Here is a 23080-nt window from a genome sequence, read left to right as displayed (position 1 = left end):
GATAGCGAAATACGTCACAGAAGCCTGTATACAGCTTATCCGCGCATATTGGGCGCAATGCTGACGCTGCGGGCTGCGGTGAGCAGGTCCTTTGCGTATTGTGGGCCCGGATCGGCGAAAAACTGCTCTGTTGATTTCTGGACCACGCTTGTGCCGCCGCGCATCACCATGATGCAATCGCACAGTGCGTTGGCCACACCCAAATCATGGGTGATGAGCATCAGGCTCAAGCCTTGGGTGTGGCGCATTTGCGCCAGCAGGTCCAGAATCTCATGCTGCACGGAGACGTCCAGCGCACTGGTTGGTTCGTCGGCAATGAGCACATCCGGCTTCACGCCGAGCGCACGCGCGATGGCGATGCGCTGGCGTTGGCCGCCGGAAAATGCCTGCGGATGGCGGTGCAATATGTCGTGCGCATCTTCACCGAGACCGACCATATGCAGCAGCTCGAGGCATCGCTGGGTAATGGCTTCGCGGGAAGGCTTTACACCATTGGTTTCCAGCGTGTGATGCAACACCATGCCTTCGGAAAGAATACGGTAGATGCTGTGGCTCGGATTGAGCGTGGAATCAGGATTCTGAAACACCATTTGGATACGTCGGCGTTGTTCGCGCGTGCGTCGAATCGGTGCAAGCGTCTGGCCGTCGAGCACCACTTGGCCTCCTGCCGGCGCCACCAGCCCGGCAGCTACGCGCGCCAATGTGGATTTGCCTGCGCCGGACTCCCCCACAATGCCGAGCGCTCCACCACGCGGCAAACTGAACGACACATGATCCACTGCGGTAAACCCGCCATATCGCACAGTGATATCGCGCAGTTCAAGCAATGCTGGTGATGCAGTTGGTGTCATCGGTGCTGTTCTCCTGGAATCGGCAGAATCGCGCTGACCAGGCGCCGCGTGTACTCCTGCTGTGGATGATGCAGTACTGCTGTGGTAGGCCCGGTTTCCACGATATGCCCATGCTGCATCACGATGAGCCGATCACACACGTGCGCGGCAACACCAAGATTGTGGGTCACGAACAGCATGGTGAGGCCAAGGCGCTGGCGTAAATCGGCAAGCAGATCGAGGATCTGGAGCTGTACGGTGACGTCCAACGCCGTGGTCGGCTCGTCGCATAGCAGGATATTCGGCTTGGTGGCGAGCGCGATGGCGATGCCGACGCGCTGGCATTGTCCGCCGGACAGCTGCCCGGGATAGCGGTCGGCGGTACGTAAGGACTGCGGTAGACCAAGGCTGATGAGCAGGTCAGCAGCTTGGACTCGCGCTTCATGCCGGTTCATGTGCTGGTTGTATCGCAGTACTTCAGCGACTTGTTTGACCACTCCGGTCAACGGATCGAGTGAGGAGACCGGATCTTGGAAGATCATGGCGAGGCGCTTCTGTTCGGCTACGGTAATCGATTCCGTATCCGTAAGGGTCACGCCTTCGGGCAGCAGCCCCATAATCGCGCGCAAAGTGAGGCTTTTGCCGGAGCCTGATTCGCCGACCAGTCCCACGGTTTCACCGGGGTGCACGTCAAAGGAGATGCCATCCACGAGCGCACGCCCGCTGGCTGTAGCGTGAATACCAAGGTTCTTAACACTGATAATCGCGCTCATGCCTGCCGCCTTGCATCGTTGAGTCCGTCGCCGATCAAGGCCAGCGCAACGCCGACCAGTACCACAGCGGCACCCGGCAACGTGGACACCCACCAGCGGGTGGCCAAGAACGACTGTCCGCCCGCAATCATCGTGCCCCAATCTGGGGTGGGCGGCGTGACACCGAGACCCAGATAGCCTAATGTCACAATCGCCACGAGCAGCGCCACCATATCGCTCACCAACACGATTACCGCCTGGGAGAGCACGTTCGGCAGCATCTGATGCACCAGAATCGACGTATCCGAAAACCCCATCACGCGCGCGCTTTCCACCCATTCCGCGCCTGCGAGCGAAGCCGTGGCACCTTTGACCGTGCGCGCGAAGATGATCCAGCCCATGATGAGGAACGTCAGGAAAATACCGGTGATTCCCGTACCGGTCACGAATGCAACCACGGCCACCAGCAGGTAGAACGGGAAAGCGATCAGCGCATCAGACAGCAATGTGATAGCGCGGTTCGGCCAACCGCCATAGTAGCCGGCAATAAGACCGGCCGCCGTACCGATGATGAACGGCAGCAGTTCCACACCAATCATCAATGCCAAGTCGACCCTGCCAGCCGCAGCCACGCGCACTAACATGTCGCGCCCAAGCTGATCGGTGCCGAACGGATGCGCCAACGATGGCGGCTGCAACATCGAGGAAATGTCTTCCGCCGTGGGATTGTATGGAGATAGCAACGGAATGATGAGCACCGCCAGCACCATAATGGCAAGCAGCGCAATGCCAGCTACCAAAGTACGGGGTGCACGACGCAGCACTGCGGTGAATTGATTCATGCCGCTTCCCCCGCCTGCTCACACCCAAGCTCGCCGCGCACTCGGTAGTCGATGAGCCCTCCGATGATTTCCACAATCACGGAAATCAGCACCACGCCAAGCGCACAGTAGATGGCAATGGCTTGAATCAGCGGAAAATCTCGGGCGGTGATGGCGCTGAACAGCAGCGAGCCTACACCGGGCAGACCGAATACCTGTTCGACCACCAAAGTGCCGCCAACAAGAAACGAGATCTTCATGCCATAAAGTTGCAGTGCCGGCAGCAACGCGTTGCGCAGCACATGCCGGTGAATCACACGCTCGGGTAGGTGGGCCGCGCGAAGTGTCACTACATAATCAGATTTCAGCACTTCCAGAATCCTAGTGCGCAGCGAACGTACGATAAACGGCGTTTGCGCGAGCGCGATGGTCAATGACGGTAGCGCCATCGAATAGAGCATGCCATCGATGCCGGGCTGTATGCCGCCGACCGGGAAGATTTTGAGCGTCACTGCGAACAGCAGCACGAACACCAATCCCACCCAGAATTCCGGCATACCAAGGGTAATGGTGGGCACAATGCGCACCAATTGGTCAATCCAACTGCCTTTGTGGAGCGCTGCGACCATGGCGAGCGGCAGCGATATGGCCACCACCAGCACGGCCGAGCAGCCAATCAACCACAGGGAGACCGGCAGTCTGCTGAGCACCAGTGCTTTTGAGGATACGTTGTAGGCGATGGACTGACCGGTGTCGCCGGTGGTGAACAGCGTGCCGACAAAGGAGATGAACTGCTGGCCGATGGGTTGGTCGAGACCAAGGCGATGATGCATGTCCGCAATCTGTTCAGGCCGTGCCTTGAGTCCCAGCACCATTTGCGCCGGGTCGCCGGGCACAATGCGCACAATTAGGAACACACCGATGGTGACGAGCACCAGCACCAGCAGCATATGAACGACAATGCCGCCCAGCCATTTGGCTAAGGCGGCAGGTCGTGATGTAGTCATAGTGGTTATTGTACGGCTAGCAATCAGCCGATCTTGACATCCTGGAAGCGCACGGAGTTGTTCGGCAGCACCTCGAGACCGGTCACGTTCTTGCGCACGGCCTTGACGATCTGCGGGGAGTACAGCGGAATGTACGGCACTTCGTCGGCCAGCGTCTGCTGGATCTTCTCGTACAGGGCGGCACGCTCGTCACCGTCCGGGGTCACCTGGGCCTTCTTGAGCTCGTCGGTGACCTCAGGATTGGAGTAGCTGGTCCAGTAGGACTTGCTGAAGCCATCCGGATCGGCTTGGAAGTCGATGATCGAGTCGGCATCCGGGTAGTCGGCCTGTGCGGAGTTGATCATGATCTGGTAGTCGAACGCCTTGAAGCGGGAGCGGAAGGTGGCGATGTCCACGGACTCGATCTCCAACTTCACGCCGATCTTGGCGGCTGCGGACTGCAGCAGCTGAGCGGCCTGGGAGTAGGCGTTGTTGCCGGATGCGAGCAGGATCTTGGCGTCGAAGCCGCTCGGGTACTTGGACTGGGCGAGCTCTTCCTTGGCCTTGGCGAGGTCATTGTCCACCGGCTTGATGGAATCCTGGGTGCTGTATTCGATGGCCTTCGGCAGCACGGTCTTGGCGGTGTCGGCGTGGCCGAAGGAGACGGCCTTGGTCACATCGGAGCGGTTCAGCGCATAGGCCAGTGCGCGGCGCACATGCACGTCGGAGAAGTGCTCATCGGCGGTGTTGAAGAAGAAGGTGTGGGTTACCCAGCTGCCTGCGGTTTCCACCTTGGTGTCGTTGCCGTTCTCAAGTTCGTCAAGATTCTCGAGAGCCGGGTCTTCGATGCCATCCACCTGACCGGCCTTGAGCTGGTTCACGGCCTGGGTGCCGTCTTCCACCAGCTTGTAGACGAGCTTGGTGATGCCGGGCTTGCCCTTCTGCCAGTAGTGTTCGTTCTTGGTGAAGGTCAGGTCGCCGGACTTATCCCACTTGGAGACCACGAACGGGCCGGTGCCCACCGGGTTGGCGAAGAAGTCCTTCTCGGACTTGCCGCCGAAGTCCTTGGGCACGACGCCGTTGGAGAAGTTGGCCAGCTCGGCGAGCAGCGGGGTGTAGGGGCTGTTGAGCTTGATTTCCACGGTCTTCTCGTCCGGAGCGGTGACGGATGCGATGTCCGCGGTGAGCGGCAGGGCGGCATCCTTCTCAGCCTGATGCTGTTCGATGGAGAACACGGCATCTTCAGCGGTCACGTTCTTGCCATTGGAGAACTTGAGGCCATCGCGCAGGGTGAAGGTGTAGGTCAGGCCATCGTCCGAGATCTTGTGGGATTTGGCGAGCCAGTCGATGATCTTGCCGTTCTTGTCGAAGCTGACGAGCGGTTCGAAGATCTTATCGATGGCAAACGCGTTGTTGGAGGTGATTTCGGTCCACAGGTTGAGCGAAGTCACGGCTGCGGAGCGGGCGTAGGTGAACGTGGTCTGATCGCCGGATGCGCTGGTGCCGGCCGTGGTGGAGCCACCGGTCTGTGAGCATGCGGCGAGCGAAATGGCGAGCACGGCGGCGGTTGCAGCCGTGAGCGCTGTGCGAAGGGCACTGAACGTGCGGGTCTTCTTCATTGCGATGTTCCTCTTCTTGAATCCTCTGTTTTGGCTCAGGCATGAGTGCGATGGCGCGAATAAACGCGTGCAGCTGACGCACTGACCTGAAATACAAAAGCGCAGTCCATCCTAGGATGGGCTGCGCTCTGCTGCAATCGCCGTCTTATTCCACAGCTATCAGCATAAGTTAGCGCCGGTTATTGTGCGGCGGCATCAGCTCAGGCTGCAGCGTCGGCGATGGCGCGACGCTTGGCCAGCTCAGCGCGGATAATCGGCTCGTTCTTCTCGAACTTACGGTAGAAGAGCATGATGAAGATGCAGATTGCGTACACGATGATTGGCAGCCAGATGAAGCAGAACTGGATGGCTTCCAACGCTTGGGCGCTCTGCTGCTGATTGGCCACGTAGCCAGCGGCGGCCATGATCTTGGAGGGGATCAGGTTGCCGAGGCCGGAGCCGAACTGGATGCAGAAGGAAGCACCGACTGCGGAAAGCAGACCGGCAGCGCGGATGCCGTTCTTCCACTCGCCGTAATCAACGGTATCGGCCAGCATGGCGAACGGCATGGCGAGGGCCATGGCGGCGCCGAGGATGGAGATGGCCCAGAACACCACGAACAGTGCGAAGCTGTGGGATGCGGTGAGTAGCAGGAGCTGGCCGATGATGGCCATGACCATGCCGAGGATCATGGTGTCGGTCTTGCCGGCCTTGCCGAAACGCTTGGAGATGACAGGAATGAGGAAGGTGGTTACAAGGCCCAGGATCTGCATGCCGTTGAGCACGGTGGCCAGGTTCTCATTGTTCAGGTTGTACTTGGCGTAGTACACGGCCACGGACATGCGGTCTTCCTGAGCGATCCAGAAGATCACGAAGGCGACGATCAATGTGATCCACGGCCAGTTGCCCTTGATGGCGTGCAGGCTTTCCTTGAACGGCAGCGGGTTCTGGGTCTTGGGATCGTAGTTGTGTTCGCGGATGTTACGGAAGGCGAACCAGAGCAGCGCCACGGCGATGACGCCGTAGACGGCAAAGGTGAACATGAAGCCGATCTTCTGGTCAGTGTGACCGGTGATGGCCTTGCCAGCCCAGTTGACCAGCGGAATGGTGCACACGGCGGTGATGAACGTGCCGAACAGGCCACCGGAGAGGCGGAAGGTGTTGGCCTTCACGCGCTCGTTCGGATCCGGGGTGAGGTTGGAAAGAATAGCGGTGATAGGCGTCTGGATGCCGGTGTAGACCAGACCGGCGGCCAGGATGTAGGTGATGGTGGCGTAAACGACCTTGCCGAACGGCGGCAGATCAGGTGCGGTGAACGCCAGGAACACGGTGATGGCGAACGGCACAGCCATCCACAGGAAGAACGGGCGGGATTGACCCCACTTGGTCTTGGTGTGGTCCACGATGGAGCCCCACACCGGAGCGGAGATGCAGTCGCCGATGCGGGCGATCAGCAGAATCCAGCCTGCGGCGGCTGCGGTGATGCCGAACACATCGGTGTAGAAGAACATGATGTAGGTGCCGAGTGAGGAGTACAGCAGGTTGCCTGCCATATCGGTGCTCAGGTAGGAGACCTTCTCCTTGAGCGGCAGCGTGCCGCCGAAAGGCTCCTCGGCTTCGAATTCTTTCGCCCTACCGGCGGCGGTTGACACCTGACCAGTCAAAGCAACAGACATAATGCTTCCTCTCTTTTACGTCTGTTTGAACGTGCATATGCGTTCACAATTGTTTGCTTTGTTTTGCTTTATCGGTAATGTTTGCGCTATCACCGATTGCCGAATGGTATGTTATGCCCTTTTTTGCGCAAAAACGCTCAAAAACTATCACACGCGCGAATCGTTGTAGAACCGTTACGAACACTGCCTGAAAATGGCTCCATTGTTATCATTGCGTTGTTGATTCGTTATCGTTTCGTGGCTTTTCACGCGCTGTGTCGTTGTTGTTTCGGCGCGAAAATTTTCGCCTTTGCTCGATTTTGTCGCCCAGACGAATCGTCTGTGCTACTGGCACTGGAATAGCATCCCCCCAGTTGCGCACAGCAACACAGCGGTAGTAGCAACACAGCTGCATACCGGTAACCACGGCAGCTTGTAGGCAATCCACAAAAGGGCGAGCACGACTTTTCCGCCGGGCACAACGCGCCGTACGCTACGCCAGCGTAACCTCAGCTAACAGAATGGCAAGAAATGTCAATGCATTGGCTTTCTCGCTCACGGTGCTGCCGAGTTGCGGCTCAGCTGCACCCACCCACAATCCAAGACTTAGCAGCACGCCGAGCACACCGGCGCGGCATGAAAGAACAGGCACCAATGCTCACCGAATACACCACTCCCGGCTCCTCCATCGAGCTGCGCAACGATCAAACCATCTACTCCTTGCTTACAAACCGAATCCTTCGCACCGGCGAGGATACGGTAATCGCCGCCAAGAAGCTCGGCCCCGGCCGCTGGCAGAATGTGACCACCGGGGAATTCCACAAGCGGGTGATCTCCGCCGCCAAAGGCCTGATTGCCCTCGGCATCAATAAGGGCGATGCCGTGACCATCTTCTCCTCCACCCGTCTGGAATGGGGCATCCTCGACTTCGCGCTGGCCGCCGTGGGCGCGGTAAGCGTGCCGATCTACGACACCGATTCCGCCTCCCAAGCCCAGCGCATTATGAATGACTCCGAAGTCAAGCTCGCCGTGGCCGACAATCGCGAGCGCTTCGACCGTCTTGATTCCGTGAAGGATCACTGCCCCACGTTGCGTCAGATTCTGATGTTCGACGGCAATGCGCTTGGCGCGCTCGAAGGCTTGGGCGTCACCGTGTCCGATGAAGAGTTTGAGGAACGTGTGGCTTCGGTGCATATCGATGATCTGGCCACCATTGTGTACACGTCCGGTTCCACCGGCAACCCGAAGGGTGCGGAGCTGACGCATAAGAACTTCGTTTCCATTACGATTGCGGCTTCCCAGGCACTGCATGAGGTGATTCTCGACGATCATCCGCGTCTGCTGCTGTTCCTGCCGCTCGCCCACTGCTTCGCACGCTTCATCCAGTACGCTTCCATCGCCTCCGATGATGGCGTGGTTGGCTACCTGCCGGACACCAAGTCCCTGCTTCCCGACCTGCGTTCCTTCGAACCGACATATCTGCTTGGCGTGCCGCGTGTGTTCGAGAAGGTGTACAACGCCGCATCGCGTAAGGCCGGCACCGGTTGGAAGGGCCGCTTGTTCCTCAAGGCCGCCGAAGCCGCTCGCGTGTGGAGCCGTAAGGAACAGGCCGGAGAGAAGCATACACTGGCCGAAATCGCCGAGCATGCCAAGTATGAGACGCTGGTGTACCGCACGGTTCGTGGCGCTTTGGGCCCGAAGATCAAGTACGTGGCTTGTGGCGGCGCGCCGCTCTCCTTGGATCTGGCGCACTTCTACAACGGCATTGGTCTACCGATGATTCAGGGGTACGGCATGACCGAAACCGCGGCTCCGTTCGCCGCCACGCGTGTGACCGACAATGTGATCGGCACGGTTGGCCAGCCGGCTCCGGGTTCCTCGATTCGTATTTCCGATGAGGGCGAGCTGCAGGTCAAGGGGCCGAATGTGTTCCGCGGCTACCACAATCTGCCGGAGAAGACTGCCGAGGCGTTCACTGCCGACGGATGGCTCAGGACTGGCGATTTGGCGGAGATTGATGATGCCGGCCGTATTATCATCACCGGCCGTATCAAGGACATCATCATTACCGCAGGCGGCAAGAACGTCTCCCCGATTCCGCTGGAAGAGGAGATTGCCAAGTGCCCGATTGTGGAGCATTGCGTAGTGGTGGGCGATCGCCGTCCGTTCATCGGCGCGTTGGTGACGCTTGACCCGGAAGCACTGGCGGCTTGGCTGCCGGCTCATGGCCTGTCCGCCGATACGCCGGTGGATCGCCTAGCTGTGAATGCCGCCGTGCGTGAGGAGATTCAGCAGTATGTGGATAAGGCGAACGCCACGGTTTCCCGCGCGGAATCCGTGCGTAAGTTCGCGGTGCTGGATACGCAGTTCACGCAGGAGAACAAGTGCCTGACGCCGTCGCTGAAAGTGGTGCGTCCAGCGGTGAACCGCGTGTTCGCTGACGTAATCGACAGCGAAATCTATAACGGCAAGCACTGAGCGTAGTAAGCATTACCAGGGCTCTTCGGAGCCCTTTTTGTTTGCAACATTGCATACAAAAAAGGGCCGCTCCGGTTTCCCGAAGCGACCCTAGGCAGTTTCACTGGTTAAGCATCAGTGACGATTATCCAAGCGGTGGTACATCTCGGACAGCTGCAGTTCCTTCTCGAACTGGCGAGCGGTGGTCTTATCGTCGATGACGGCGAGCTCAACGCCGGCGATGCGGGCGAAGTCTTCCCAAGCCTCGCGACCAACAGAAGTGGTCATGCAGGTGTGGTGAGAACCGCCAGCGGTGATCCAGCACTGGACAGCGGTCTTCAGGTCAGGCTGCGGCTTCCAGACGGCGCGTGCGCACGGCAGTTCCTTGAGGGAGCCCTGCGGCTCGACAACGTCGACAACGTCCATGAGCAGGCGGAAGCGCTCGCGCTCGTCGGCCATGGAGACCACGACTGCGTCCTTCTTCGGAGCGCCGGAGAAGACCAGGCGGACCGGATCGGCCTTGCCACCGATGCCCAGCGGGTGGATCTCCAGCTTCGGCTTGGCGATGGTGCCGATGGCCGGGGAGACCTCGAGCATGTGGGAGCCCATGTCGAGCTCGTTGCCCTCGGTGAAGTTGTAGGAGTAGTCCTCCATCAGGGAGGCGCCACCCTCGAGGCCGTAGCCCATCACAGCGCCGATGCGAACCAGCACAGCGGTCTTCCAGTCACCTTCAGCGGAGAAGCCCCAGCCGTACTCGGACGGGAAGCGCTGCGGGCCAACGCCCGGCAGCTGCGGCAGAGCGCCAAGGTCTTCGAAGTTGTCGACGCCGGCGGTGCAGCCGTTGGCGCGCATCATGTTGACCATGGCAGCCTCTTCCTTGGCTGCGATGAACAGGGAGTCGTACTTGGCGTCCAGCAGAGCCGGGTCAACGTCGTACTTGGCCTTGTAGTCTTCGATGATTTCCTTGACCTGGTCGTCCTTGACGGCGTCGTATGCGGCGACGAGCTCGTTGACAGCCCAGGTGTTGATGGAAGCGCCGAACACGCGCTCGGCTTCGGTCTTGTCGCCCTCGGTGACGGCAACGTTACGCATGTTGTCGCCCCAGCGCATGACCTTCATGTTGTTGGAAGCATCCCAGCCGGCGCAAGCGCGAGCCCAGGTGCCGACCTTCTCGGCGACTTCCGGATCGGTGTAGTGGCCGACGACGATCTTGCGCGGAATGCCGAGGCGGGAGACGATGTAACCGAACTCGCGGTCGCCGTGTGCGGCCTGGTTCAGGTTCATGAAGTCCATGTCGATGGTCTCCCACGGGATCTCCTTGTGGTGCTGGGTGGCCAGCTGCAGCAGCGGCTTGGTCAGCACTTCGAGGCCACGGATCCACATCTTGGCCGGGGAGAAGGTGTGGCACCAGGTGATGACACCGATGACGTTCGGGTTGGCGGAGGCTTCAACCATGAACTGCTTGACGCCGTCGGAGGACTTCAGGGTCGGCTTGAGAACGATCTTGGCCGGGATCTTGCCGGTCTTGTTCAGGTAGTCGACCATTTCAGCGGAGTGCTCAGCGACCTGACGCAGAGCTTCCTCGCCGTACAGGTCCTGAGAACCGACGCCGAACCAGATTTCCTTGCCCTCAAAGGGGTTTTCCATTGCCATAATGGCTCCTTTTATTTACTTCGTTGTGTACGAGGATTTGGATGTAAGTATTGGGAGGCTTCTCACGAAGCCTGCCGTTTTTCTACTTCTCTCCCTCAGTCAGCCTTCGGCTGCCAGCTCCCTCATCAGAGGGAGCCAGGAAAGAGAATCAATAGCTATTTGATGTGTGCGGCCTCTAGGCGTGGAAGGCGAAGGAGTACGAAGGTACTTCGAGCCTTCCACAACGACGAGGACGCTCCATCAAATCAGTGCTGACCGTAGACGTTCTGATAGCGGTCGTTAAGCTTATCGATATCGGCCTGGTCGATCTCGATGATGTCGCCGAGCTGCTTGGCGGCCCACATGGTGTGAGCGACTTCCTCGGTCATGGCAGCGGCCTTGACGGCGCCTTCTGCATCCTTGCCGATGGTGAAGGGGCCGTGGTTCTGCATGAGGACGGCCGGGGACTTCGGGTACTTCTTGAGGGTCTCGACAACGCCCTTGCCGATGGCTTCGGAACCGATGAGACGGAACGGACCGACCGGAACCGGGCCGCCGAATTCGTCGCCCATCATGGTCAGGCCGCAAGGAATGTTCTGGCCGGTGGCGGCCCATGCGGTGGCGTAGGTGGAGTGGGTGTGCACGACACCGTAGACGTCAGGCATGTTGCGGTAGATGTAGGCGTGGGAAGCGGTGTCGGAGGACGGGGCTTCGGTGCCGTCTACAACGTTGCCGTCAAGATCAACGACGACCATGGAGTTCGGGGTCAGGTTCTCATAGCGAACGCCGGAGGGCTTGATGACGAACAGGTCGGCGGTGTGCAGACGCTGGGAGACGTTGCCTGCGGTCCAGACGACCAGGTTCCACTTGATCAGCTGCTGGTGCAGGTTGGAGACGACCTCACGGACCTGCTTGACCTCGGCGCGAACCTCGGGGCCGTAATCAGCCAAAGTTGCCATTGTTGGTTTTCCTTTCCACTTAGTTGGAAGCTTGCTAAAACTTACTTGTCTTCGAGATCGATGGTCTCGATGGCGGTGTGCTCGATCGGCAGTCCCTTGGAGAAACGCTCGAAGAAGTCCTCGAAGCCGATCACGTCGGAGGCCACAGGGGTCTCGGTGACGGACTGTGCGTCCTTGAAGACGCAGCCGTCAAGGTAGTCGGCCAGGTTGGAGTGGTCTTCGTTGGTGTTCCACAGGTAGTTGGCGAGCACTGCCATGCCCCATGCGCCGCCTTCGGCTGCGGTGGACATGACCTTGATCGGGGTGTTGAAGGCTGCGGCCAGAATCTTCTGGGCGACCTTCGGGGTGGTGAAGATGCCACCGTGGCCCACGAGGGAGTCGATCTGCACGTGCTCCTGCTTGGTCATGACATCCATGCCGATCTTGACCGGGGAGAATGCGGAGAAGAGCTGTGCGCGCATGAAGTTGCCGAGGGTCATGTGAGCCTCAGGGCTGCGGGCGAACAGCGGACGGCCTTCGGGCAGACCGGCGAGGAACTCACCGGAGCGGAACGGGTAGTTCAGCAGGCCGCCGCAGTTGGCGTCCACGTCGTCGGCGATGGCCGCACGGAACAGGGTGCCGTACAGGGTGCCGGCGTCGACAGGCTGGCCAATGGCCTTGGCGAACTCGCCGAAGAGGCCAACCCATGCATTCAGGTCGGAGGTGAAGTTGTTGGCGTGGCTCATACCGGCCAGATCGCCGGCCGGGGTGGTGACCAGATCGACTTCGGGGTGCAGGGCCTTGAGCTTGTGCTCGAGCACGACCATGGCGAAGATGGAGGTGCCGGCGGAGACGTTACCGGTGCGCACGCGCACGGAGTTGGTGGCCACCATGCCGGTGCCTGCATCGCCTTCCGGCGGTGCGAGCACGATGCCCGGCTTCAGGGTGCCGGACGGGTCGAGCAGCTTGGCGCCTTCCTCGGTCAGCTCACCGGCCGGGGTGCCGGCGACGAGCGGAGTCGGCAGCAGGTTCTCGAGCTTCCACGGCTGGGCGGCGACTTCGGGCAGGGCATCGAACTTCTCGATGAATTCGGTCTCGTAGGTGTGGGTGGTCGGGTCGATCGGGAACATGCCGGAGGCATCGCCCACGCCGAGCACCTTCTTGCCGGTGAGCTTCCAGTGCACGTAACCGGCCAGCGTGGTGAAGTAGGTGACCTTGGAGACGTGCTCTTCCTTGTTGAGCACGGCCTGGTAGAGGTGTGCGATGGACCAGCGCTCAGGAATGTTGTACTGGAACAGCTCGGAAAGCTTCTGGTGAGCTTCGGAAGTGTTGGTGTTCTGCCAGGTGCGGAACGGGACCAGCAGCTCACCGTTCTCGTCGAAGGCCAGATAGCCGTGCATCATGGCGGAGAAGCCGATGTGACCGATGTGGGTGAGCTTCTCACCGTATGCGGTCTCCACATCGTTGGCCATGGAGGCGTAAGCGTGCTGCAGGCCGCCCCAGATTTCTTCGGTGGAGTAGCTCCACAGGCCATCCTCCAGATGGGAGGCCCAGCTGTAATCGCCGGAGGCGATGGTGTGGAAGGTGTCGTCGATCAGAACGGCCTTGATTCGGGTGGAGCCGAATTCAATGCCCAGCGTGGTCTTGCCCGCGCGAATCTTTTCAGCGATGTGTGCGACCTGTTCGGCCGCGTTGTCGATAACTGCCATATCTATCCTTACCCTGCGGAGCGCCGGCTTTCCTCCCCTTCTTTGGGTTCTGTGTTAGCGCTCACAATTTCCGAAAATCATTGTACCTATAACCGAGGTTCGACACAACTTATAGCGTTATTTCGTTTATAACGAATCGATAACAGCAAGCAAATTGGCTCAATAGAGCCACGACACAAACTTCATTTCTTGCAATAACCACCCCTCAGTCGGCCTCGCCTCCAGCTCCCCCCGACAGAGGGAGCCAAAGAGCGAAGCGATTGCCGGCATGCTACCTACGCGGAGCCGGCCCCAGCGAGCTGCGACTCATCACTTTGGCGGGGATCAGACCCACGCCGTGCTGATTCGTCAGGAACACCGGTTCGGAGCCTTCCCCCAGCAAACGCAATGTTTCACGCATCGCCACGCCACCCAACGCCTCGAAATCAGGGTGCACGGTGGTCAGCGGCGGATACAGATTATCCATGCCCGGCATGTCATCGAAGCCCACCACGCTGATGTCCTGCGGAATCCGCAGCTTATGCTCATGCAGCGAACGGATGATGCCAACCGCCTGGCTATCGTTGGCCGATACCACTGCGGTGGGCAATGGCAGGCCCTTCATACCGTATTCATCCAACAGATGATTCATCTGCGCGTAGGATTCGTCCGAATTCCACGTATGGCAGCGCGCAATCTGGGAGTCGATGGAATGCATGGCCGAAAGCTTGCGCCATGCATCCAGACGGGTGTGCGCGTCTCGCCATTCGTTGGGCCCCGCGAAATACAGCGCGGATTTATGTCCGTATTCGCTCATCAGCCCCACTACTTTGGCCATCGCATCCCACTGGTCGATGCCCACAATCGCGGTGCGGCGCTTGTTTTCCGCCGAAATCAGACTCAATCCCTCACGTACGGTCATCTGCCCGTGCGTGGAGGTGACAATGACGCGTGGCTGGTTGACTTTCGCACGGCACGCGGCGGCGAACATCACATCCGTTGGTGTCAGGAAAATGAAGGCGTCCACGTTCTGTTCGATGAACGTATCGCAGAGGTTGTCGAATTCAGCTTGGGTGCACAGCGCCTCATGCACCATCATGACGCTCATGAACAGGCCATGCTCACGCGCGATGGATTCAATGGATGCGATGGCGGAAATCGGACCGAAGAACTTCATGCCGCCGGCAATAAGGCCGATCGTGCGCGAACGGCGGGAGGCCAGTGCGCGCGCGGAATTGGACGGACGGTAGCCGAGCTGATCGACTGCCGCCTGCACTTTGGCTCGTGTGGCATCGGAAACGTCCGGCGAATTGTTGATGACGCGGGATACGGTTTGGTGGCTGACCCCCGCGAGTTTGGCTACTTCAAACATGGACGGGCGCTTGCTTGGTTTGCGGCTGTTCACCATACCACCTGAACCTTTCCGCTTGCGGTCGGCATCCGTTGCACGACCGTTGTGAATTGCACTACCAATGACTTTAGCGCGTTTTCAGACAGTTGCGTTAACGCTCACATTGGCCGTGTCGCGTGGGATAAGCCATCTGCCTCTGCATGATTGCGGCAATGCTCACCCGTTCCCGGCACTGTCAGGTCAGATGCCAGCTGATGCGATGCAGTGGGCTCGGGCCATGCTCGGCAATGGCGGCGCGATGTGCGGCGGAACCATATCCTTTGTTATGTTCCCACTCATATGGCGCATACGCCGGATTACTGTGCGCGAGGTCGACCATGAGCCGATCTCGGGTGACTTTGGCGATCACCGCCGCACTGGCCACGGTGGCGCAATGCTGATCACCTTTGACTTTGGTGGTAACGGTGGCTGGAATCGGTACCTCTGGAGCGTCAAAAGTACCTAATGCTTTGGTGATGTAGTCATTCGGCCCATCGAGGATTGCACCGACGCGCAACGGCTGAGCATTGGCCTCACCCAGCTCAAGCTGTCGTTCGACTGCGGCGAGCGCGCGCAACGCCGCGATGCCGAGCGCATAGGAGATACCCCAATCATCGATTTCGGTATTGCTGGCCTGACCGACCGCCCAAGCTGCACACCAATCGCACAGTTCATCGACGATGGCTTCGCGACGATGTTCGGTGAGCATTTTGGAATCGGCTACGCCTGCGGGCACTTCGAGAGCGTTTAGGTCACGTGACCAAATCGCCGCGCAGCCGACCATGACCGGACCGGCGAGCGCGCCACGGCCAACCTCATCGAATCCGGCGATCAGATCAAAGCCCTGATCGGCAAGGTTATGTTCAAGGTCAAGCGTTGGTGTGATTTTCGGCATGACTTCCCTCCAACAGACAACTCAATGCGTTGAGCACTACCCCTCAGTCGGCTTCACCGACAGCTCCCCTAACAAGAGGAGCCGAGGAAAAAGGAATTCAGGAGGCGGATGCGGTGCGGTCGGGCACATTGGCGAATACCTCGTGATGGGCCTCGAGTGTGCCGATGCGATCTAAGGGCCAGTATGTTACCAAACCGGTGCCCACAATGTCACTCATCGGCACCAAGCCATGATCGCCGTCATCTTGATGGTAGCGGGAATCGGCGGAATTTGCGCGATTGTCACCCATCACGAACACGTGGCCTTCGGTGACGGTCACCGAGAATGGGAACGCACTGGGATCCACGCCGGGGCGAATATAGGAGGATTCATTGATTGCCACGCCATTGATGGTGATCGGCTGGCCAACGCCTTTGCATTCCACGGTGTCGCCCGGCAAACCAATCAATCGCTTGATGAGAAATCCACCGCCGAGTCCGCTGCTTTGTTCGGCGCTGAGCCAATTATTCGGATCTTTGAACACCACCACATCGCCACGGTGCAGGTCAATATACTTCGGTGAGAGCTTGCTCGCCACTACTCGGTCGCCGGGCACGATGGTGTCCATCATGGAGCGTGACGGGATTTCATAGAATCCCAGCAGGAATACGCGCACCAATATCACAATCAGTACGGGCATGCCGCACCAGAGGAAGAAATCGCGCAGTGTGAACCGGTCATCGTTCTTGGTTGTTGCTGCGGCATGCCGCGCGGGAGTATGCGGGGCGGGTGACTGCTGCGTTGCCGCAGACGGCAATGGTACAGCCGGCGGTACCGGGGATAAGTCGATGCCGTGATCGGCCACTTGCAGTGTGCGCGAATCACGCACTGAGGATTCGGCATCGGCAGCCTGTGCTGCGGCGGGCAGCTCGCTGTCGTCTTGTACCGCAGCAGAGTCGGCATGTTCGGCAATCACGGAAATCGGGAGCGACTCGTTATCCTGATTATCCTGCATGGCTATCCTCCGTGGTTTTGACCGACTGTCGCTTGGCACTGCCGGTAACCGGCATACAAGCGCGCTCTATATTACTTGCCCAATACGAATTCAGCCCGGAACCACCAACGATTCCGGGCTGAATTTCACGGTTTATTCGCGCGACTCTAGAGTCGCTGGCTGTAACAAACCTACCGACGAACTCACTTAGCGGAGTTGTCGCGGCGCTCGACGATACGAGCAGCCTTGCCGCGCAGAGCACGCAGGTAGTACAGCTTGGCGCGGCGCACACGGCCCTTACGCACGAGCTTGATGGACTCGATGGACGGGGAGTGAACCGGGAAACGACGCTCCACACCAGTGCCGAAGCTGATCTTGCGGACCACGAAGGTCTCACGAACGCCAGCACCCTGACGAGCGATCACCACGCCGGTGAAGGTCTGGATACGGGAGTTGTTGCCTTCCTTGATCTTCACGTTCACGTCGACGGTGTCGCCGGGACGGAAGGCCGGGATTTCCTCAGCCGGCTTCATGTGCTTGGCGTCAAAAGCCTCAATAGCGTTAACCATTGTTGTTCCTTCAGTGCTGCCGCATACCAGCCCCAGGTCAAGGATCACTGCCCGCGTTGTTGCATTGCCGGGCGTAATCGCTTTTCATCATCCCGCGGGTTTGCCCTTGGGAGGCCTGCCGATCCGCCGAAAGTCAGGTTCGACTGGACCCTGGGAGAAGCCGGCTTATGCGGCGGCCTGCTTCTCGACACAGCAAAGCAAAGTTTACGGCAGCTTATGGACGTGCATCTATTCGCGCACAGTTTGGTGGCGGCGCTCGAACCGTGCGCGCAAATCGCACATAATCGCTCAAACGCATAATGGCGGAATCGTTGCGATCCGCCATTATGTCAGTGCATTATATGCGATTTGCCTCAGGCATTCCGCACACGCTTCTTATTGAGATTGATTCGCTGTGTGGTCGGCTAACGATCAATCGACTCGTTGACCTGCTGGATGGACTTCAGGGCCGATTCCACCGTGGCATCGCCAGTGTAGATGTTCTGCATCTGCACGCCTATCTCATCATTGAGCTCCTGGGAGGTGAGCTTGCGCTGGAGCTTGGACTCGGCCTGGCCCTTGGTCACCAGATCGATGCTGGCCTTGGCGGATTCGGTGGCGTCAGACGGCACTTCGACCTTCATGTCCTTGTCGACCGGAGCACCCTGCAGGGTGTTGATCCATTCCTGCTGGCCTTCGCCGGTGGTCATGAATTCGATGAACTTCATTGCGGCTTCCTGCTTCTTGGAATCCTTGTTCACAGCCAGACCGAAGTCCACGCCGGTGGTCGGGCCAGTGGCCTTGTCGCCCACGGTCGGGAATTCCATCATGCCCAGCTCATCCTTCTCCACTGCAGTGCCCTTGGTCTCATCGTTGGGCAGCACAGCGGAAACATGCCAGGAGCCGGTCGGGAAGAACGCGGTCTTACGAGCGTAGAAGTAGTTATCGCGAGCATCCGGGTAGGTGGCGGTGCCCACGGCGCCATCCTGGAACAGACCGTCATCGATCATCTGCTTCCAAGCCTTCATGGTCTTGACGAAGGTTTCATCGGTGAACTTGGCCTTGCCTTCAGCGGCCTTGTATACGTCACCTTCGCCATACTGGTTCGACAGCCACACGAAGATATCGTCCAGATGCCAGCCGTCCTTGGCGCCGAGGGCCATCGGCATGAGTCCCTTGGAGACCAGGGTCTTGTTGGCTTCCACCAGCTCGTCGTAGGTGGTCGGCACCTTGACGCCGTTTTCATCCAGCAAGGTCTTGTTGTACAGAATGTACTCGGAACCGGAGGTGATAGTCGGCATGGCTACCATCTTGCCGTCCGCGTTGGTGGTCTGCTCCACAGCACCTTCAGCGACCTTGGAATCCCAGCCCGGCATGTATTTGTCGGCCAGACCCTTCATGTCTTCGGCAAAGCGACCGTACTGCTCCACCGTGGAGCCGGCCTGCACACCGAACACATCCGGGCCTTCGCCGCCGGCCATCGAGGTCTGCAGCTTCTTCTGGTAGTCAGCCATCTCGGAGGTACGCCACCAGTCGATCTTGATGTTCGGATACTTCTTCTCGAATGCGGCGTAGATGCTCTTCCACTGAGCATCGGTGGGCTGCCAGGTCCAGAAGGTCAGGGTCACCGGATTGTCGGCGGTGCCCAGTCCTTCATCGGAGCCACCGGTGCTGGATCCGCAACCGGCCAGAAGGCCAGCGGACATAGCCAGCGCGCCTACTGCGGCAATTGTCTTCTTCATATTGAACATGATGTTCTCCTTATTTCTCTTGTTGTTTCACACCGTTGTGGAAAGCGGAAGTTGTATTGGTTCGAAGGAGTAGTGGTTTGCATCACGGCTGACGCACAGGCGAGGAGGAGCCCGGTCAGCCATGACGCGATGATTCAATCGATGGCTTTACGCTCCTTTCCTGCCGTCGGCCACGAGAGCGGTCCTCGTATATCCGGTCAAAGAAGTGCGGTCAAGAGTGATGCACGCATGCGCATCATCGTCGGCGCATGGCACTTGCCAGCTTTTGCCGCGCACATGGATGCGCAGCAGACCATTCAGCGCTTCGATACGAACGGTGAGTATTGCTCGGCCGAGTTGGCCGCGACGAATCTGATGATTCAGTTCGCGCAAACGCACCGGCTGTGCAGCGGCGTTCAGCGCCACGCCATCGTGCATGAGATTCGCGCCAGCAGCGGTAATGGACAGGCGATAATCGCCCACGGCCACGAGGGTCCGGCCATTATCCGTATGCGATGCGAAGTCCAGAACGAAACGATTGCCGTTCAGCGGGGCGCGGAGTGTGATGTCGGCTGGCTTGACGCCACGCGGACGTATGCCATCGCTGATGGTCAGCAGGCTATCTGTGGTGATCTCACGGCCGAAGTCACGCAGACGGGCACCCCAGAGGTTCACATGTTCGGTGGCCACGTACGCACTGAACTCCGCAGCGGTCCGTACCGCGAACAGGCCGGCGCGTCCGGGCTGATCGCTGATGGTGCAGGATTCGAAGCAACGACCGTCGATGGTCACGCCCAGTCGGCAATAGCGTCGTTCGACGCGGTACTCATGCCAGGCCGTGAAATCGAAGCCTTCGAACCGAGTGCGGACCGCACGTTCGGAGACCACACCACCGATCACATCGACAACAGCAATCAGGTTGCGTCCAGCGTCGATTTCGACTTTCGTGAGGTTGCGATCATCCACGTAGCGCACCACGATGCCGAACCGGGCACCCAGCGGATTGACCGGCGCTTTGGCCCATACATCCACCACCTGGGTGGCAGACGACTCGCCTGCCACAGCGACGAACGTACCGGCTTCGTCGGCAACCAAGGCGGTGGAGCCTTCCCCATCGGCGTTGTCGCCGATCGCGGCATGTGCGGCACCGGAGATCACAGCCCACTGCTGTCCCAGACCTTGCGCGAAGTCATCCTGAACGGTGCCGCGCAGCGGGCCATCCTGCTCATCCGCGGTGGGACCGGGCGTATCCAGTCCGTTTTCCGCGTAATAGAGCGGATCGATGCGCATCACGCGCTGTTCGGTGCCCACGTACAGTTCGTCGTCGGCGTTGCGACCATGGTAGACGATCCAATCATCAATGGCGTTGGGCGCTTTGACGATGGAATTATGGCCGGTGCCTTCCACCTGCGGACTGCGAATCAGCAGCGGGTCGAAGCTGGTGCCGTTGAGCTGCTTGCTCCAATCCATCTCGTCGATATGCGCTGCTGCCGGGTCGTCGGGCAACGGAGCGGCGGAATATCCCACGAAGTAATCCTCATGCTCGTAGGCGTTGGCCGAGTAGGTGATGAACGCGCGGTCGCGGTAGGTGAAGTAGGTGGCACCTTCCACGGTGTGCCAATCGCGGCCGTCGCCGAAGCGGTTGCGGGCGAAGATCTCCTCGTCCATGGTGGGCACGATCAGCGGGCGCGGGTTACCTTCGCGAACGAACGGCGTAGCCAGCCGGTCAATCATCACCGAGGTGCCTGGGCGGTCTTCGGACAGGCCGGTGACTTGGTTGTCTGCGTAAAGCAGGTACAGATTGCCGTCATCACCCCATACCACCTGGGAGTCGATGGCGAAGGTGTTGAACAGCTCCGCACGCTTCTCGAATGGTCCGAGCGGGTTGGCACTGGTGGCCACACGCATGATTTCGTTGTGGGTATCCGCCTCATGCTCCGGCATGTTCGAGAAGTACATATGGAATATGCCATTGATGAGAATCACGGATGGCGCCCAGAAGTTCTTACGTCCGGCTTCGGTGTAGCAGTATCCGTGTGAGGTCCAGCGAACGAGGTCGGGCGAAGTGGAGACCAGGATGCCGTGCTCGTCGGTGGCGTAGCAGTAGTACAGACTGCGGTAGCGGATGACGAACGGATCCGGAGCGGTGTGGGCTTTGCCATCCGCATATGCAACCGGGTTCACATACGTGCTGCCGGTCAGCGGGGCGATTGTTGCAGACATCTCACTCACCTCAGCTCTTGACGACACCGGCGGTGATGCCGGACTGCAGCCACTTCTGGCTAATCAGATAGACGATGATGGATGGAATGGTCATCAAGATCAGAGCCGCGTATTCCTGCGCCACCATCTCCGGGGTCTGGCTACGCGTCTCCATGAAGTAGGTGGAGGCCAGCGTGACCGTGTACTTGGATTCATCGCGAATGAGCAGCAACGGAATCAGGTACTCGTTCCAGGAGTAGACGAATGTGAGCACGCCAGTGGTGGCAATCATCGGGGTGGAGATCGGCATGAGGATGCGCAGATAAATGCGCCAGGTGGAGCAACCATCCACGCGTGCCGCCTCGATGATCTCATTGGGGATGCCATCGAAGTAGTTACGCCACAGCAGCAGCATCTGCAAAGCATTGAAAGCCACGAGCGGAATGATCATACCGAGGTAGGTGTTGGTCAGGCCGAAGGTCTTAATCGTGAAGAACAGCGGCATGGTCACGGAGGCGATCGGCACCGCCATGCAGGCGAGCATCAGCACATAGATGACGTTCTGTCCCACGAACTTCATCTTCGAGAAGGCGAAGCCCGCGAGCGAGGTGATGAACACCACAACGACGGCTGTAACGAGTGCGATGAACAGTGAGTTGAACACCACGCGGAAGTAATGCACATCCGGATTGGTGATCACCGAATGATAGCTGGCGAAGCCACCGACCTGCAGGGACTTGGTAATAGCCGTGACGATGGGGAACAGCCAGATGGCCAGGAAGAAGAAGAGGACCACGTACATGATGATCGTGGTGCTGAGTTTGCGCTTCATGGTACCGTCCTTTCCTTACTTGTTGGCCTTGTTGTTGACGATGACTTGGATGATGGAGAGCACCACGGCGATGATGAGCACCATGACGCCGATGGCTGCGGACAGGCCACCGTTGAACTGCTGCACGCCGGCCTTGTAGAGGTAGGTGTTCAGGAATTCGGTGGAGCGGCCGGGGCCGCCGCCAGTGGTCTGGATGACGATATCGAAGGTTTTCAGCGAGCCGACAATGCCGAGCAATATCAAAGTGTTGGTGGTGCCGGACAGGTTCGGAATAATGATGCGGAAGAGGGTGTTCCAGAATCCGCAGCCATCGATTTTCGCAGCCTCATAGATGTCCTCGGAGATGGACATGAGGCCGGCGTAGTAGATAATCATCGAGAAGCCCATCCATTCGAAGATGTTGATGGCGCAAATCGAATACAGAGCGATTTTCGGGTCACCCAGCCAACTTTGCGCGAGGAAATCCAGATGCAGGAAGCGGAAGGCCTCGTTGATGGCGCCAACATTCGGATCCATGATGATGCGGAAGATGGCGGCGATGATCACCGGAGCCATGGCGATGGGCATGAAGAAGATGGCTTTGAAGAGATTCGAGCCGCGCATGCGCTCTTTCAGAATCACTGCAAGGATGAGTCCTAGACCGGCTTGGATGACCACAGTGACCACCATGAAGATGATGTTGTTCTTCAGAGCCGTCCAGAATACCGAGCCGGGAGCAAGCAGCTTCGCATAGTTCTTCAGGCCGATGAAGTCCATCTCATCGGAGATGCCATCCCAGTCCGTAAACGAGGTGGCCACAGTGAATCCGATGCAGTAGTAGATGAACACGCCGGACAATATGACGAGCGGCGCGATGAACAGGTATGGGCGCAGTTTGCTTTGCCACGAGTTCATGGATTCGCCGGCCTTCACAGTACGACGTCGCGTTTGTTTCGATGTGCTCACCGCCTCTCCCCTGTGGCTTGCGACCGTTTCCGTCTGCGCGGAAACGCTTGCTGCACTTGCCGTCATGACAACCTCCCTCGGTTCTCTCACAACTTTGTGAAACGTTTCAGAAAACGTGCGAAAAAACACCGCGACACCATCGCGGCTAAGTCTCAACGCATAGAGCCGGCGCAGCTGCGCGCCGCTTTTCTAGAACGTTTCAGATTTC

At 59.0% G+C, this 23080-nt stretch carries 18 protein-coding genes; 1 reads left to right on the top strand and 17 read right to left on the bottom strand.

Translation table 11 applies throughout. The features are described from left to right. Nucleotides 1-35 precede the first annotated feature (35 nt). The 6 genes from JS530_RS02835 to JS530_RS02810 all read right to left on the bottom strand — a co-directional run bounded on the left by JS530_RS02835 (nt 36) and on the right by JS530_RS02810 (nt 6663). Nucleotides 36-851 (bottom strand): ABC transporter ATP-binding protein, encoded by an 816-nt coding sequence (locus tag JS530_RS02835; RefSeq protein ID WP_214375712.1) that lies wholly within the window; start codon nt 849-851, stop codon nt 36-38. Continuing rightward, nucleotides 848-1603, bottom strand: a complete 756-nt coding sequence (locus JS530_RS02830) for an ABC transporter ATP-binding protein (protein ID WP_214375711.1) — start codon at nt 1601-1603, stop codon at nt 848-850. Before JS530_RS02830 ends, JS530_RS02835 begins: the two co-directional genes overlap by 4 nt. Next, nucleotides 1600-2424 (bottom strand): ABC transporter permease, encoded by an 825-nt coding sequence (locus JS530_RS02825; RefSeq protein ID WP_214375710.1) that lies wholly within the window; start codon nt 2422-2424, stop codon nt 1600-1602. The genes JS530_RS02830 and JS530_RS02825 overlap by 4 nt, the downstream gene beginning before the upstream one ends. Then, on the bottom strand, nt 2421-3410 hold the full coding sequence (locus JS530_RS02820; RefSeq protein WP_214375709.1) for an ABC transporter permease: 990 nt from the start codon (nt 3408-3410) through the stop codon (nt 2421-2423). The genes JS530_RS02825 and JS530_RS02820 overlap by 4 nt, the downstream gene beginning before the upstream one ends. A 23-nt stretch (nt 3411-3433) precedes the next feature. After that, on the bottom strand, nt 3434-5008 hold the full coding sequence (locus JS530_RS02815) for an ABC transporter substrate-binding protein (protein ID WP_214375708.1): 1575 nt from the start codon (nt 5006-5008) through the stop codon (nt 3434-3436). Nucleotides 5009-5208: 200 nt separating this feature from the next. Next, nucleotides 5209-6663: a glycoside-pentoside-hexuronide (GPH):cation symporter gene (locus JS530_RS02810; RefSeq protein ID WP_214375707.1), complete on the bottom strand. Its 1455-nt coding sequence runs from the start codon at nt 6661-6663 to the stop codon at nt 5209-5211. Nucleotides 6664-7296: 633 nt separating this feature from the next. Between JS530_RS02810 and JS530_RS02805 the strand changes: the two genes are divergently transcribed. Next, nucleotides 7297-9120: an AMP-dependent synthetase/ligase gene (locus JS530_RS02805; RefSeq protein WP_214376022.1), complete on the top strand. Its 1824-nt coding sequence runs from the start codon at nt 7297-7299 to the stop codon at nt 9118-9120. A gap of 114 nt (nt 9121-9234) precedes the next feature. Here the strand turns inward: JS530_RS02805 and araA are convergent, their stop codons facing one another. The 11 genes from araA to JS530_RS02750 all read right to left on the bottom strand — a co-directional run bounded on the left by araA (nt 9235) and on the right by JS530_RS02750 (nt 22938). Then, on the bottom strand, nt 9235-10752 hold the full coding sequence (gene araA / locus JS530_RS02800; protein ID WP_152209793.1) for an L-arabinose isomerase: 1518 nt from the start codon (nt 10750-10752) through the stop codon (nt 9235-9237). A 245-nt stretch (nt 10753-10997) separates the two neighbouring features. Further along, a complete protein-coding gene (locus tag JS530_RS02795) occupies nt 10998-11690 on the bottom strand; it encodes an L-ribulose-5-phosphate 4-epimerase (protein ID WP_033891525.1) in 693 nt (230 codons plus the stop codon). Nucleotides 11691-11731: 41 nt separating this feature from the next. Then, nucleotides 11732-13378 carry a xylulokinase gene (locus JS530_RS02790; RefSeq protein ID WP_214375706.1) on the bottom strand — a complete coding sequence of 549 codons (1647 nt, stop codon included), beginning with the start codon at nt 13376-13378 and terminating at the stop codon, nt 11732-11734. A gap of 271 nt (nt 13379-13649) precedes the next feature. After that, nucleotides 13650-14765 carry a LacI family DNA-binding transcriptional regulator gene (locus JS530_RS02785; RefSeq protein WP_214375705.1) on the bottom strand — a complete coding sequence of 372 codons (1116 nt, stop codon included), beginning with the start codon at nt 14763-14765 and terminating at the stop codon, nt 13650-13652. 178 nt (nt 14766-14943) lie between these two features. Then, nucleotides 14944-15642, bottom strand: a complete 699-nt coding sequence (locus JS530_RS02780) for a ribonuclease HII (protein ID WP_214375704.1) — start codon at nt 15640-15642, stop codon at nt 14944-14946. Nucleotides 15643-15739: 97 nt separating this feature from the next. Continuing rightward, nucleotides 15740-16636 carry a signal peptidase I gene (gene lepB, locus JS530_RS02775; protein WP_214375703.1) on the bottom strand — a complete coding sequence of 299 codons (897 nt, stop codon included), beginning with the start codon at nt 16634-16636 and terminating at the stop codon, nt 15740-15742. Between the two features lie 182 nt (nt 16637-16818). After that, nucleotides 16819-17184: a 50S ribosomal protein L19 gene (gene rplS, locus JS530_RS02770; protein WP_033891529.1), complete on the bottom strand. Its 366-nt coding sequence runs from the start codon at nt 17182-17184 to the stop codon at nt 16819-16821. Nucleotides 17185-17588: 404 nt separating this feature from the next. Further along, a complete protein-coding gene (locus JS530_RS02765; RefSeq protein ID WP_214375702.1) occupies nt 17589-18914 on the bottom strand; it encodes an ABC transporter substrate-binding protein in 1326 nt (441 codons plus the stop codon). A gap of 147 nt (nt 18915-19061) precedes the next feature. Continuing rightward, entirely contained in the window at nt 19062-21116 is a 2055-nt protein-coding gene (locus JS530_RS02760) for a glycoside hydrolase family 43 protein (protein ID WP_214375701.1), read from the bottom strand. A 10-nt stretch (nt 21117-21126) separates the two neighbouring features. Then, the gene (locus JS530_RS02755; protein ID WP_214375700.1) at nt 21127-21927 is read right to left on the bottom strand and encodes a carbohydrate ABC transporter permease; all 801 of its coding nucleotides are present in this window, start codon (nt 21925-21927) and stop codon (nt 21127-21129) included. Between the two features lie 15 nt (nt 21928-21942). After that, on the bottom strand, nt 21943-22938 hold the full coding sequence (locus tag JS530_RS02750) for a carbohydrate ABC transporter permease (RefSeq protein ID WP_240541058.1): 996 nt from the start codon (nt 22936-22938) through the stop codon (nt 21943-21945). Nucleotides 22939-23080 lie beyond the last annotated feature (142 nt).

This window comes from Bifidobacterium colobi, from assembly GCF_018555455.1.
GTDB lineage: Bacteria > Actinomycetota > Actinomycetes > Actinomycetales > Bifidobacteriaceae > Bifidobacterium > Bifidobacterium colobi.
This window is presented reverse-complemented; position numbering and strand designations above follow the sequence as displayed.

Bases quoted from the DNA above. Each gene is read 5' to 3' on its own strand.
- JS530_RS02795 (WP_033891525.1), bottom strand. From the start codon at position 11,690: ATGGCAACTTTGGCTGATTACGGCCCCGAGGTTCGCGCCGAGGTCAAG.
- JS530_RS02830 (WP_214375711.1), bottom strand. From the start codon at position 1,603: ATGAGCGCGATTATCAGTGTTAAGAACCTTGGTATTCACGCTACAGCC.
- JS530_RS02825 (WP_214375710.1), bottom strand. From the start codon at position 2,424: ATGAATCAATTCACCGCAGTGCTGCGTCGTGCACCCCGTACTTTGGTA.
- lepB (WP_214375703.1), bottom strand. From the start codon at position 16,636: ATGCAGGATAATCAGGATAACGAGTCGCTCCCGATTTCCGTGATTGCC.
- JS530_RS02755 (WP_214375700.1), bottom strand. From the start codon at position 21,927: ATGAAGCGCAAACTCAGCACCACGATCATCATGTACGTGGTCCTCTTC.
- JS530_RS02810 (WP_214375707.1), bottom strand. From the start codon at position 6,663: ATGTCTGTTGCTTTGACTGGTCAGGTGTCAACCGCCGCCGGTAGGGCG.
- JS530_RS02750 (WP_240541058.1), bottom strand. From the start codon at position 22,938: ATGACGGCAAGTGCAGCAAGCGTTTCCGCGCAGACGGAAACGGTCGCA.
- JS530_RS02760 (WP_214375701.1), bottom strand. From the start codon at position 21,116: ATGTCTGCAACAATCGCCCCGCTGACCGGCAGCACGTATGTGAACCCG.
- rplS (WP_033891529.1), bottom strand. From the start codon at position 17,184: ATGGTTAACGCTATTGAGGCTTTTGACGCCAAGCACATGAAGCCGGCT.
- JS530_RS02765 (WP_214375702.1), bottom strand. From the start codon at position 18,914: ATGTTCAATATGAAGAAGACAATTGCCGCAGTAGGCGCGCTGGCTATG.
- JS530_RS02780 (WP_214375704.1), bottom strand. From the start codon at position 15,642: ATGCCGAAAATCACACCAACGCTTGACCTTGAACATAACCTTGCCGAT.
- JS530_RS02805 (WP_214376022.1), top strand. From the start codon at position 7,297: ATGCTCACCGAATACACCACTCCCGGCTCCTCCATCGAGCTGCGCAAC.
- JS530_RS02820 (WP_214375709.1), bottom strand. From the start codon at position 3,410: ATGACTACATCACGACCTGCCGCCTTAGCCAAATGGCTGGGCGGCATT.
- JS530_RS02785 (WP_214375705.1), bottom strand. From the start codon at position 14,765: ATGGTGAACAGCCGCAAACCAAGCAAGCGCCCGTCCATGTTTGAAGTA.
- JS530_RS02835 (WP_214375712.1), bottom strand. From the start codon at position 851: ATGACACCAACTGCATCACCAGCATTGCTTGAACTGCGCGATATCACT.
- araA (WP_152209793.1), bottom strand. From the start codon at position 10,752: ATGGCAATGGAAAACCCCTTTGAGGGCAAGGAAATCTGGTTCGGCGTC.
- JS530_RS02815 (WP_214375708.1), bottom strand. From the start codon at position 5,008: ATGAAGAAGACCCGCACGTTCAGTGCCCTTCGCACAGCGCTCACGGCT.
- JS530_RS02790 (WP_214375706.1), bottom strand. From the start codon at position 13,378: ATGGCAGTTATCGACAACGCGGCCGAACAGGTCGCACACATCGCTGAA.